Origin of the sequence: Halobacillus sp. H74 (assembly GCF_052246715.1) — a bacterium.
GTDB lineage: Bacteria > Bacillota > Bacilli > Bacillales > Halobacillaceae > Halobacillus > Halobacillus litoralis_A.
In genome coordinates this window covers 57,943-70,595 of sequence record NZ_JBQQCI010000011.1, presented here as the reverse complement: position 1 = coordinate 70,595, position 12,653 = coordinate 57,943, and the positions used below count along the sequence as shown (strand labels likewise).

The window sequence follows — 12,653 nt, the reverse complement described above, 5'->3', positions numbered from 1 at the left end:
CGTAAATGATGACATAAAAATGACCTAGGAAGATTCCGGAGCTATTCAAATATTTTCATTTGTGAGGTAGATTGCAGTTGTTCTGAAAATTATGTAAATTATTCAGCCTATACGTCCCCTCATGAATAACAAAATTCATTATTCAGAGAGGCGCTTTTTTTTATTCTTTGGAATCAATAGGGAGAAGGTCGAAAATTTCTCCACTCTCAATAGCATTGACCAGCTTCTGTAACCAAAGGTAGTAAGGTTTGGATTCTTCCAGCTGTTGAAAGATTTGTTCTGCTTCTTGTTTCGTTTCTTCATCCACCTCAGAAGAATCCAATACAGAATTCAATTCCATTTGAGCATGCTTAATTGCATCCATATTGATTTTAGCTTCCCTTAACCACTTCTTTGAAAAAAAATTGGAGAAGAAATTGAAGAAATCCTTTTCCGCAACAAAGGTCTGCCTGCGTGTGCCCTTACGGAAAGTCTGCTTCACAATGTCGTAGTTTTGAAGTTTCTTTACGCCAGTACTCATACTCGGTTTACTCATTCCGAGCTTCTCGCGCATTTCGTCTAGTGTCATATCTTCTTCAAAGTACATCGTTCCATATAAGGTGCCTGCACTCCGGGTCACCCCGTACAAATCCATTGTTTCTGCGAGTGAGTCAACGACTAGCGCTTTCGCATTTTCAACGGATTGCTGGGGGGTCTCTTCATAATTGTTTGTCATCAAATACCTCCTCTCAAATCCAATCCAGCCACTTTATTAATTTTTTTCTTTATAAATTTAATTTTAACATACATTTGCTCGTACGGCATTGACGTTTGGTATTGCCTCTCGAGATATAGCAATAGAGTAGCAGCAAAAACAGCTTAACTGCAGGTATGAACAGGATGAATCGCTTTGTAAAAGTAGATATCGTCTCCGTGCATTTATATACAGGAGGGATATTTAAATACAAAGGTCGGGATTATTTCAGAGAATCGGGTTGCATCGGTGGACGGTCCATGTTTACCACCCCTTATTTGCTCCATGGCAATTGACGTATGTTCACTATCTAATAAGGAGACGATGGTATAGAATTGTTCATAGAATACTCAGTTTTATCTTTAGTATTTTTAAGGAGTATCTATTATAATGAATGTAATGTGAATGTTTTCACAAAATGTTCTGCAAGGAGTTTTGAATAGATATGAAGCACCTCAGCAAACAAGCATTTGCAAACAGAAGAGGCATCTTGCTGCTGGTCCTCACATCCGTGCTGCTCGGTGCCACCATCATCGGTCAATCTTATTTTTTCGTAGCCGTAGTCGATGGGATCTTTCTCGACCAACAAGCCTTTCATGAAATAGTACCGCTTCTAATAGGGCTGTTGTCAGTTCTTGCCGGCCGGACACTTTTCACATGGTTGAATGGGCGGACAGGTGTAAAAATGGCGACAAAGGCCAAACGGCACTATCGACGGCTGGTCATCCGGAAATTTTCACGTAACCCGGTCCAATCTTCTTTACAAGGACAATCAGGACGCAAAGTAAGTGTGCTGATGGATGCGGTGGATGAAATAGACGGGTATTTCAGCAGTTATATCCCGCAGATGATTCAAACAGCTATGATACCACTGATGATTCTGATTGTTGTTTTTACTGAACACCTCTACTCAGGACTGATTATGGTGATTACAGCCCCGTTCATTCCTTTATTCATGGCCATCATCGGGATCATGACAAAAAATAAATCTGAAGAACAGATGGAGAAACTTTCTGCCTTTTCCGGTAAATTCCTGGATACTCTACAAGGGCTGACGACATTGAAGTTGTTCGGTCGCTCTAAGCAACAACAATCTGAAATTGAAACCAGCAGCCTGGGTTTCAGAGATGCCACAATGGAAGTGTTGAAAGTGGCTTTCGTTTCTTCTTTAATGTTAGAGTTCATTTCCATGCTGAGCATCGGTTTGATTGCTCTTGAAATCGCCATTCGTCTTGTCGTCTATGAAAGTATCTCCTTTTTCTCAGCCTTTTTCATTCTCGTATTGGCTCCCGAGTTTTATTTGACATTGAAAGAATTCGGCAGTGCTTTTCATACAGGAAGAGGAAGCTCTGGTGCGGCGTCTCAGTTGACAGATGAATTGGAAAAAGAAGATGAGGAAATGCACTGGGGTGACGGAATCATAGAAGAACAAGATCCCCCTGAAATCGAGCTGAATCAAGTAGGTTTCCGATACGGGGGAGGTTTTGCTATACAATCTATCCAAGCGGAAATACCATCACGGTCTCAGGTTGCAATTGTAGGGAAGAGTGGTGCGGGAAAAACAACCTTACTCCACCTTTTTGCCGGTTTGGTCAAACCTGAAGAAGGCGCGATAAAAGTGAATGGCCGCCCGCTATTCTCCTACCAGGAAAAGGAGTGGTTCAATCAAGTAAGCTACATATCCCAGCACCCTTATTTGTTTTCTGGAACGATAGCAGAAAACATTGCCATCGGTGGCCGGGGACAGCATTCGTTTGGGGAAATTCAGTCCGCTGCCGAAAAGGCTGGGATTGCTCCTTTAATTGAATCACTGGAGCAAGGGTATGATACCCCGGTCGGAGAAGCGGGGAGAGGGTTATCAGGAGGAGAAAAGCAGCGTCTTGCAATTGCCCGTACTTTCCTGAAGCAGCCTTCTATTATCCTTTTTGATGAACCGACGACAGGTCTCGATTTGAAAACTGAACGTATTTTACAGCATTCGATTGAAGAACTGGCCAGGACAGCTACTATTATAACGGTGGCGCACCGTTTGCATACAATCAAGAAGGCAGACCAGATTTTGTTTCTTGAAAATGGACACTTGAAAGGTTCAGGTACTCATGAAAGTCTTATGACAACGGTTCCTGAGTATAAAGCTATGGTAAACGTCCAGCAAGGAGGCGACTCAGCATGAAGGACTTGAAAGAAGTCATCCAGCTTGTTGTTGTGGAGAAAAAAGATATCGTACTTTCCATATTCTTCGGTTTTTTAGCAGGACTTTCAGCTGTAGGTTTATTCGCCTCTAGTGGTTACTTGATTTCACGTGCGGCTTTAATGCCACCTTTATATGCCCTGACCGTTTTAATTGCCTTTTTGAAGTTGTTCGGCTTTGCCAGGGCTTTAGGTCGTTATGCTGAGCGTTATTTTTCCCACCGGGCGACATTTACGATTTTAAGCAATCTTCGCCTGGCCTTTTATAAGAAGCTAGAGCCTCATGCACCGAGAATTTTCCAAAAATACCGGAGCGGGGATTTGCTTTCCCGAATCGTAGGGGATGTAGAAAGCCTGCAAAACTTCTTCCTCCGTGTTTATTATCCACCCGTCGTCCTTGTAATCATATTTCTCGGTACACTTGTGTTTACGTCTATATTTTCTTTAGCGATCGCTGTCATCCTCCTGCTCGGGTTGTTCCTTACAGGTTTGCTCATCCCGGCATGGTACACGGTGAAACAGCGGAAATCGGGCTTTCACGTGAGGAAAGCGCGGGGAGCTTTATCAACGGATACTACTGAGTTTTTATATGGATTCAGGGATTTGAAGATCTATCAGCAGCTTGATAATAAAGAAGCGGCTCTCCACCAGTCCTCGGTCACTTATCTTAAAGAACAAGAACGAGAAGGAATGCAAATGCTCACCAACCACTCTATGAACACTCTCGTGACGTTATTTGTCTCCTGGGGGGTGCTTGGTTTAGGGGCTTATCTTGTTGCAGAAGGTGATCTGAACGGGCTGTTTCTCGCCATGCTTGTAATGATTTCTTTAACCGTTTTTGAAAATGTAACTCCGATGGCTGTGCTTCCTCGTCACCTGGAGGATAGCAAACGGGCATCTGCACGTCTTTTTTCTGTTGCAGATGATGAGATATCAGATCAGGGTACAGCGCATTTGGATGCAGGGAAAGCACCCGCTATTGAGTTTGAGAATGTAGAATACCGTTTTCCGGACGAAACCAGACAAGCGTTGAAAGAAGTGTCGTTTAAGCTGCCTTCAAGGAGTAAAACGGCTGTTGTCGGGCCAAGTGGCTCGGGAAAGTCCACATTGCTGCAATTGATGATGAAGTTTCAACGGCCGACTCTGGGGACGGTGAAATTGGGCGGAACGGATTTGGAGTTCCTTGATGAAGAAAGTGTGTGGGAGCATAGTAACGTTGTGCTCCAGGAGAACCACTTTTTCTATGGAACCATGCGTGAAAATATTGGGTTAGCAAAAGATGGATTATCTGATGAACAAATGGAAAAAGCTTTGGCGGAAGTGTCGCTTGATTTCGATTTAGAAAAGTCCGTATTAGAAAAAGGGGAAAATTTATCTGGCGGAGAGAAACAGCGTTTAGCAATTGCCCGCGCATTCCTCAAAGGTGAGAAGCTGTGGCTTTTGGATGAACCGACCTCTTCCGTCGACGCCCTGACTGAGCGGGACATCTACCATCGTTTGTTCACCCGTGCAAAAGAAGATACGGTAGTGTTGATCAGTCATCGATTGACAGGGCTTGAGAAGATGGACCGAATCATCGTGATGGAGGAAGGCAGTATTGTAGAAACCGGAACTTACAAGGAGTTGATGGCTAAGCAAGGCTACTTCTATGAAATGAAACAAATCGAAAAAAACGTCTTCAGTTAATCGGAGGGAAGACAACCCAATAACCTAAAAAAACCCACCTCAGGTCATCCATAATTTGGATGACCTGAGGTGGGGATTTATTCCATGTAATTGAGATAAGAGACTTCCGGTCAAGGGGCGAGTTCTTACTTGTTTAATAGTAGTAAGGGTAGGGGGATGGATACGGGTAATAAGGGTATGGCGTCAGGTATGGGAATAAGGCTAACGTGGCCAAACCTGCTAATGGCAAAACTTCACGACGGAAGCGGCGAGCCCGGCGACGCCCATAGCCACCATAATATTGGCGATCATCTGTGCTGTTTCCATTTTCATCAACCGTGACATCTTCACTGATGAGAATTGTCATTTTCTCATGATTAACATCTGTGATGATACCATCAAAGCTCCGTCCGTCTTCTGTTTTTACCATCACATGATAATATTTGAATTTGTTGCACTGGTTGTAGTTAGGCTTCATTTGACCTTGTTGGTGCATATTTCGTTCTTCTGTCATTTTAACCAACTCCTCAAGATTCATGGTATTCACCCAGCCCAATTTTGTTACAGAAATAGTTGCTTTAATCGAAGGCTCTGTTAAATTTCAGTGTTGATTTTTTTGATTAGGAGTCTCGCAATTCCCAGGCCCTTCTTGCGTTAGTCGGGAGAGCGGAAACAGTAGATTCGGTGCTTCAGTGATAAGAGCTCCTTATCCTTAAGAACAGTGCTGTAGAGCGCTTAAGTATGATCTTCTCCCTCAAGCGATTTCGAGAAGTTCATATAGCGAGCCCTTCCCCTACGCTCCTAAACCACAACTAACTTTTCGAAAGCGGGCCTTCCATATAACTGAATAATTCTCATATGAAAAATCAAAAACAAGCTTTAACAAATCCTGAGCAAAAGAAAACGTTATCATTATATGGAAACTTTTAGTAAACTTAAAGTAATCCAAAAGGTGAGGTGAAACAATGAAAAAGAAAGCACCAATTGAGTTGGAGAACGATATATTTCTAATCGACGGTTTCGATTTAGGCTTTGAAGGTCGGACAGGTACATATGTATTAATGGGTGAGAAGATCACCCTGGTGGAAACAGGTCCGAGTCCATCTGTTTCTAGAATATTGGAAGGGTTGCACGCTCTTGATATAACACCTGAGCAAGTCGAGCACATCGTGTTGACCCATATCCACCTGGATCACGCTGGGGGAGCGGGATTGTTATTAAGAGATTGCCCGAATGCAGAAGTATTTGTACATGAAAAAGGGAAGCGTCATTTAGCGAATCCATCAAGACTGATCAAAGGTGCCCGAGCCGTGTATGGAGAGGCTTTTGATCAATTGTTTGATCCAATTGTGCCTATTCCTGAAGAAAAGCTGCACTCAAAAACTGATGGTGATATTCTGAAAATCTCTGAAAAGCGCACCTTGACTTTCTATGATACACCGGGACATGCCAATCACCACCTTGGCATCCATGATTCATGGAGCAATGGGTTATTTACTGGCGACACGGCCGGCATCCGATATCATCAGACGGAAGACTGTGGTTTGACGTTTTATTTACCTACAACATCACCAAATCAGTTCGATCCAGAAGCGATGCAGCAATCGATCCGACGTTTTCGGGAAATGAATCCCTCTCGTGTCTTTTTCGGTCATTTTGGAGAAAGCAAAGAACCTGGTCAAGCGTTTGATCAAGTAATGGAATGGCTGCCGGTCTTCGTAAGTGAAGCTAAAGATGCTCTTGAAATGGGGGAAGGACTTGGTGGTATTCAGAAGCGACTTCATGAGCAGTTGACGGCTTATTTGAGAGAACAGGACGTTCCGGATGAGCATTCCGTCTATGAAATATTGAAATTGGATATTGAGGTTTGCGCGATGGGGTTGGCAGATTATATTGAAAAGAAAAGCAGAGCATGAGCGTTCTGCTTTTTTATGTAACATAAAGTATTCTTAATGGACATACGGTTCATTATCAAATAAAAAAGTGAAACGTAAAAAGGATTATAAACGTAAATAGAATTAGTACAAAGGAGGAGAAACTATAAAATGATTGGAATATTATTGACGACGGTCTTATCTTTTCTATTATTTCTTATATTGACCGCCATCGCATACTATAAAAACCGCATGCGAAGGAAGAAGATTTTAAAGGCTGCCATGGGCATCTTCATTTTCGGATTCATCGTTATGGCAATTGTTGTTTATACATTCATGCCTACAATCACGATCCCCAATATGCTGATCATGAATATTGTGGTGGCTATACTGTTTGTGCCCTTAGTCTATGGAGGATCGAAAATTCCTGTACAATACCAGACCGCCCATCGTTCATTGACAGGGGTGATCGTATTTGCTGTGGCAGTTGCTGTAATCGGTGTCTTTGTCTATAGCATTTTTGCTTTGCAGGATACCTATGACTCGATTTCAAAATCAGAGGAAGCAGAAGCAAGGCCTTTGAATGAAGATAATACACCGATTTCTGTTGCTCCTGAATCAGCGAGAAATAAAGTTCAAAAAGCAATGAGCGTTGTACCGAACACACAATTTTATGATTTGGGCAAATTGCAGGCCCAACAAGTGGATGGGGAAATTGTCTATGTAGCCCCTGTTGAATTTTCTAGTTTTTGGAGATATTTCAGAGGTAAAGAAACCGAAGGGTATTTCTCCATCCCTGCGACAAATATCAATGCTCAGCCTGAATTTATTCAAAATAAGATGAGGTACACGAACTCAAGTTTCTTCAACCACAATGTGCAGCGAACGGTTTACAGCGAGCATCCAGACCACATCCAGAGTGGAGAAGCACAAATAGAGGTGGATGATGAAGGGAAACCGTGGTACATCCAGACCATTTATAAACCACTGGTGTTCTCGAACCGTCCCGACATGGATCAAATCAAAGTAGCTGTGGTAGACCCTGTCACAGGTGATGTAGAAACCTATGACGCCGATCAAGCGCCGGCATTTATTGAAGGTTCTGTAAGTTCCGAACTGGCAGCGATTGAAAATGAATACTTCGGTAAATATGTGAATGGCTGGTTGAATTCCATTTTTGGTAAAAAAGATGTAAAAATTCCGAATGAATCAGGAACGGAGAGCAGTGTGACTCCTATTTTCAATGAAGGTGGAGAGATGTTCTATTTCACAGATATGGCCTCACCGAAAGAGAACATTGATTCAGCTTTAGGATACACATTGATTAATGCACGAACGGGTGCGCTGACGTATTATAATGGTCAGCAAAACCAGGGAATTATGGATAGTAAAGGTGCGGTTCAAATTGTAAATAAGCAGTATCCAGAGAAGAACTGGACAGGAACGATGCCCGTTCTTTATAACGTGGATGGCCACCCGACGTGGATTGTGAACGTCCTGGATCCTAATGGCTTGTTTAAACAGTATGCTTACATTAAAGCGGCGGATTCTGATTTTGCTGTTTTCGGTGATACAGCAAAACAGACGCTGAATGCGTACCGTTTACAAATTGCTCAAGATCCCAGCAGTGTTGAAGGAAGTCAAGAAGTTGACCTGACGGATAAGAGCGGAGTCATTAATCGTGTCCTGGTCACTTCCACTGAGTCACGGCAATCGGTTCAATTCCTGCTTGAAGGGGACACGACGATTTATACAGTCAATACAAGTAAAGCTCCACTATCTATCTTTTTAAAAGAAGGCGATCAAGTGGAAATGCAGGCACGAATTCGTGATAACGGCACGGCTACCGTTGAATCAATGCAAATCGACGGCATTGATTGATGAAGAGCAGCAGGGCATTTGTCCTGCTGTTTTTTTGTCGTCCATGGGTGATTTCGTAATTGCCCGAAGGACTCCTGGAAGGCATGATCTTCATATTGCCCGATTCCTTGAAGGGGCATATTCCTTAAGATAGGTAGGTTTTTAAGATTCGAAATGCAGACAAATGCGCTGAAATTTTTGTTCTTATGATAAAATATAGAATATAATTTTTTAGGAGGTAGAGTAATGGGAAATCATTCATTTGCAACAGCTATCAATTGTATGGATGGGAGAGCTCAACTCCCGGTCATCCATTGGATGCAAAAACAATATGGAACAGAGTATATTGATATGATTACAGAAGCGGGGCCGACAAAATTTTTGCTTGAGGGTTCGGAGGAGCAACTCTCCTCAGTCCAAGCGAAAATTCGCATTTCAGCTGAAAACCACGGTTCGGGTGTAGTGGCGATTGTAGGTCATTACGACTGTGCCGGTAACCCATGTCCAAAAGAGGATAAAGTGCAGCAAATCAGGAGTTCCGTGGATCTTATCCATTCCTGGGATTTCCCGATCGATGTAATCGGATTGTATGTTAATGACCAATGGGAAGTGGAAGTCGTAACAGAATAGAGGATTTTTTCTCCTTTTATCGAATGGTTAGTTTTAGAAGATTATTCGTGAAGGAGTGGCGGTATGGAGCAAACGAGTTGGTTTGACTTCGTTGAGAAAGAGCGTGATCCAGTGTACGGGGAGTTGCAAAAACTCACAAACGATAATCGTAAGGTTTGCATAGCTCCGTTCACGATTACAAAGAACCGTTTCTCATTGATTGAAATCGAATCTGACGGCATCCACGATTGTGTAAGTACCTTAGAGCAATGTTACCAATACTTATGTGAATATAGTAAATGAAATGCTGTCCTGATGGACCAAGCAGTTCAGTGTTCGAGTACAATGACGTAACTTGTATTTCTCCACTGAACTGCTTTTTTTATATGGTTTTGCAACCTAAACTGCACTTGGTTTTCATAGACATTCAGGAAAAGCTACCCAGTAAACGTGCAATATCCATGAAGGATCGATTTTGGGATAATAGGGGTTATTCGTTACTGTATAAGACATAGGGGCGGTTGGGAAACAACTCGCTTTCCTGCGGGGGATCTGGCAAGCTTCCTCGGGCTGCGCCCTGTGGGATCTCGCCTCGCCCCTTCTCCCGCGGGAGTCTCGTCGTTTCTAGTAACGGAAACCTTTAAAATATCTTTGGAATGAAATGGAGCGCGGTTTGAGACCATGGTTCATCTTCTATACAATAGGTCTAGATAGAAAACTTCTATGAGAAAAGGTGTTTGTAATCCTATGAAAAAATATATAGTAATCGGTGGGGGCATTCTTGGCGCTTCGACGGCATATCACTTAGCTAAAACAGGGGTGGATGTAAAAATCGTCGACCGAAAAGATGAAGGACAGGCTACAGATGCAGCAGCTGGCATCGTATGTCCCTGGTTATCTCAAAGGCGTAATAAGCGTTGGTATAGTCTTGTGAAAGGCGGAGCGAAGTATTATCCTGAACTGATCCAACAGCTTGAAAAAGAGGGGGAGCGGGAAACGGGTTATAAACGTGTGGGAGCCATCAGCCTTCATAAGGATGAAAAGAAACTCGACAAGATGGTGGAGCGTGCTTTGAAGAGAAGGGAAGACGCTCCGGAAATGGGGGAAGTGACGAAACTATCCCCTGTGGATACGAAAAAAATGTTCCCTCCTCTATCTGATGAGTATGGTGCGGTCCACGTAAGCGGGGCTGCCCGGGTGGATGGACGTTCCTTAAGAAATGCCTTACTTCGTGCCGCTGAAAGAAATGGTGCAGAACAGGTGGAGGGAGATGCCACGGTTACCTTTGAAGACAAAAAGGTGACCGGTATTGAGATGGATGGCGTTGCCTACGAAGCGGACTATGTCATCGTAACCGCAGGGGTCTGGGCTAAGCCGCTTCTACGTCCCCTCGGGATCGATTTCCTCGTAACAGCTCAAAAAGCGCAAATCGCTCATTTTCATGTTGAAGAAGCTGACACATCGGGATGGCCAGTCATCATGCCGCCAAATAACCAATATATGTTGTCATTCGGCGGCGGACGCATAGTTGCAGGGGCGACTCATGAAGACGAAGTCGGTTATGATTACCGGACCACAGTTGGTGGAATCCACTATATTTTTGATAAAGCTTTAGAAGTAGCACCAGGTCTATATGATAGTACTTTCTTAGGAACACGCGTTGGTTTCCGTCCCTTCACCCCCGATTTCCTTCCAGTATTCGGGGGGATACCGGGATGGGAAGGGCTATATGCTGCCAACGGTTTAGGAGCTTCGGGATTGACTTCCGGTCCATATCTCGGTGCAGAACTTACAAGGTTAGTTCTTGGTATGGAAACGGAGCTTGACCCTTGCGACTATGATGTTTCTGCAGCACTTGGTTAAAAGTAACTGTGATCTCAGAAGTCAATCACTCAAATCAAGTCCAGCATGGGGAGAAGCATGAACCATAGTGCTATGAACCCTAACAAAAGCCCCTGAAGCCAGCTAAGGCTAAAGGGGCTTTTGTTAGGGTTGTTCAGGATAGTCGCAGTACTCGATAATCGTCCCTTCTGTATCGGCCGGGTTCAGATAGATCAAGCGCCTTCCATGTTTATTAGTTCTTAACGACCCTTCAAGAGTGCGTATTCCACGTTCTTTCAAATCTTCTAAAGCTTGTTCCAGACTGCCGACATGATAAGCGACATGGTGAACTCCTTTTCCTTTTTGTTTAATAAATCGGGCAATCGGTGATGTCGTATTATTTGTAGGCATCAATAATTCCGTACGATCTCCATCTATATCTATAATTGCGATTTCACTTTCCACACCTTCTGCTTCACTTCTATATCGATCGATGAGTTTGCCTCCAAGTACATTCGTATAAAAGTTGATACTATCCTCTATATTTCGTACAGCGACGCCAATATGGTCCAATTTTTTCTCCAACTTCATTCTCCTCTATAGTTTCGTTTGGTTCATTTTAACATAAGGCATATATCTCAGGACCAACTGGATGATGCTGGGATTACCGCCTTTTTTCATTGAACTCTACCAAAAGTACAAGCTGAATTATTTCTATTACATATGGTAGAACAGGGGGTGAGATTTATGCCTGCCTGGTTCAGTCATAGTTTAAAAATAGTTTCGTCGATCTTTTTTTATATCATTGGGACTGTCGCCTTAATAGGCGCAGTCCTCTATACGATTTTGACAGGATTGACGTTGTTCAAAACTATGGTTGTTATTGGTCTGTTTCTTTTATGGCTCGTTTTATATATCATTGTCATTCAAAAAATCTATCGCTACCTGTTCGGCTCTAAAAACGATGATGACCAATAACGTAAAAAAGGTATCCTGAAGCCATTCAGGATACCTTTTCTTTATAGAATACAAAACTGCGCTTTAACTTAACTGCTTCACGACTTCTTTAGCCACAGCTTCCGTAGACTGTGGGTTCTGGCCTGTAATCAGGTTCCCATCTATTTCATAATGAGTGGACCAGTTCGGACCGCTGACGAAGGTGGCACCAAGTTCGTTCAGCTTGCTTTCAAGCAAGAACGGCATGTGTTTGTCCAACGTAGTCTCAACTTCTTCGGCATCCGTGAACGCATTGACACGCTTGCCTTTGACTAGTGGTTCACCATTAGCTCTTGTGGCCCCGACAAGCCCAGCAGGACCGTGACAGACAGCAGCGACGATTTTATCCGCTTCATAAAAGTTGCGAAGCAGTTTTTGAAGTTTTTCATTATCTGGAAAATCAAACATTGTTCCGTGACCGCCTGGTAAGAAAATAGCGTCAAATTCTTCCGCCTCTACGCTGGCGATCGGAGTTGTATTTTCTAAATGTGGTTTTGTATCTAAAATTTCTTGTGGCTCATCTTCGCTTACACTACCTGGGTCAACAGGGGCTTGACCTCCTTGAGGACTGGCAACTGTAACCTCATAGCCATGCTGTTTGAATTCATTATATGCTTCACCGAATTCGGATAACCAAATTCCTGTTGGTTGTTCATCAGTGATTTTCTCGTGGTTTGTTACGACCATCAACACTTTTTTGGACATTCTTGTTTCCTCCTTTAGTAGTGAATATTAATCATAGTAGTATCCTGATATTAAGAAAAACAAAATATCTGCTCATTACTGAATTCACATATGAAATTTTCCCGATAATTCCCAAATTAAACATTGGCAAGAATCTGTTGACAAAAAAGGTTTCCCCGCATACCATAAATGTATATATGAATATATGCGCATATAAGGAA

Annotated in this window: 12 protein-coding genes; 8 read left to right on the top strand and 4 right to left on the bottom strand. The window is 43.0% G+C overall.

The window, feature by feature from the left end:
• Positions 1-160: 160 nt before the first annotated feature.
• Positions 161-715, bottom strand: coding sequence for a choline uptake/conversion transcriptional regulator CudC (gene cudC / locus ACTWPX_RS19245; RefSeq protein WP_443121118.1), 555 nt, complete (start codon positions 713-715; stop codon positions 161-163).
• Between the two features lie 463 nt (positions 716-1,178).
• Here cudC and cydD point away from each other — a divergent pair, with 463 nt between their 5' ends.
• Both cydD and cydC read left to right on the top strand, forming a co-directional pair.
• On the top strand, positions 1,179-2,906 hold the full coding sequence (gene cydD, locus ACTWPX_RS19240) for a thiol reductant ABC exporter subunit CydD (RefSeq protein ID WP_443121117.1): 1,728 nt from the start codon (positions 1,179-1,181) through the stop codon (positions 2,904-2,906).
• Entirely contained in the window at positions 2,903-4,609 is a 1,707-nt protein-coding gene (gene cydC, locus ACTWPX_RS19235; RefSeq protein WP_443121116.1) for a thiol reductant ABC exporter subunit CydC, read from the top strand. The genes cydD and cydC overlap by 4 nt, the downstream gene beginning before the upstream one ends.
• 133 nt (positions 4,610-4,742) lie before the next feature.
• Here cydC and ACTWPX_RS19230 read toward each other — a convergent pair whose 3' ends face one another.
• Positions 4,743-5,102: a hypothetical protein gene (locus tag ACTWPX_RS19230; RefSeq protein ID WP_206659650.1), complete on the bottom strand. Its 360-nt coding sequence runs from the start codon at positions 5,100-5,102 to the stop codon at positions 4,743-4,745.
• Between the two features lie 451 nt (positions 5,103-5,553).
• Here ACTWPX_RS19230 and ACTWPX_RS19225 point away from each other — a divergent pair, with 451 nt between their 5' ends.
• The 5 genes from ACTWPX_RS19225 (at position 5,554) to ACTWPX_RS19205 (ending at position 10,794) form a co-directional block, all read left to right on the top strand.
• Complete coding sequence (locus ACTWPX_RS19225; RefSeq protein WP_443121115.1) at positions 5,554-6,504, top strand: MBL fold metallo-hydrolase; 951 nt, start codon at positions 5,554-5,556, stop codon at positions 6,502-6,504.
• A gap of 129 nt (positions 6,505-6,633) precedes the next feature.
• A complete protein-coding gene (locus tag ACTWPX_RS19220) occupies positions 6,634-8,343 on the top strand; it encodes a DNA-binding protein (RefSeq protein ID WP_443121114.1) in 1,710 nt (569 codons plus the stop codon).
• Positions 8,344-8,568: 225 nt separating this feature from the next.
• Entirely contained in the window at positions 8,569-8,952 is a 384-nt protein-coding gene (locus ACTWPX_RS19215; protein WP_443121113.1) for a carbonic anhydrase, read from the top strand.
• 63 nt (positions 8,953-9,015) lie between these two features.
• Positions 9,016-9,234 (top strand): hypothetical protein, encoded by a 219-nt coding sequence (locus tag ACTWPX_RS19210; RefSeq protein ID WP_443121112.1) that lies wholly within the window; start codon positions 9,016-9,018, stop codon positions 9,232-9,234.
• A gap of 444 nt (positions 9,235-9,678) precedes the next feature.
• Positions 9,679-10,794 (top strand): NAD(P)/FAD-dependent oxidoreductase, encoded by a 1,116-nt coding sequence (locus ACTWPX_RS19205; protein WP_443121111.1) that lies wholly within the window; start codon positions 9,679-9,681, stop codon positions 10,792-10,794.
• Between the two features lie 123 nt (positions 10,795-10,917).
• Here the strand turns inward: ACTWPX_RS19205 and ACTWPX_RS19200 are convergent, their stop codons facing one another.
• On the bottom strand, positions 10,918-11,337 hold the full coding sequence (locus ACTWPX_RS19200) for a VOC family protein (RefSeq protein ID WP_128524888.1): 420 nt from the start codon (positions 11,335-11,337) through the stop codon (positions 10,918-10,920).
• Between the two features lie 162 nt (positions 11,338-11,499).
• Between ACTWPX_RS19200 and ACTWPX_RS19195 the strand changes: the two genes are divergently transcribed.
• Entirely contained in the window at positions 11,500-11,730 is a 231-nt protein-coding gene (locus ACTWPX_RS19195) for a hypothetical protein (protein ID WP_443121110.1), read from the top strand.
• A gap of 63 nt (positions 11,731-11,793) precedes the next feature.
• Here the strand turns inward: ACTWPX_RS19195 and ACTWPX_RS19190 are convergent, their stop codons facing one another.
• Positions 11,794-12,453: a type 1 glutamine amidotransferase domain-containing protein gene (locus ACTWPX_RS19190; protein WP_443121109.1), complete on the bottom strand. Its 660-nt coding sequence runs from the start codon at positions 12,451-12,453 to the stop codon at positions 11,794-11,796.
• Positions 12,454-12,653 lie beyond the last annotated feature (200 nt).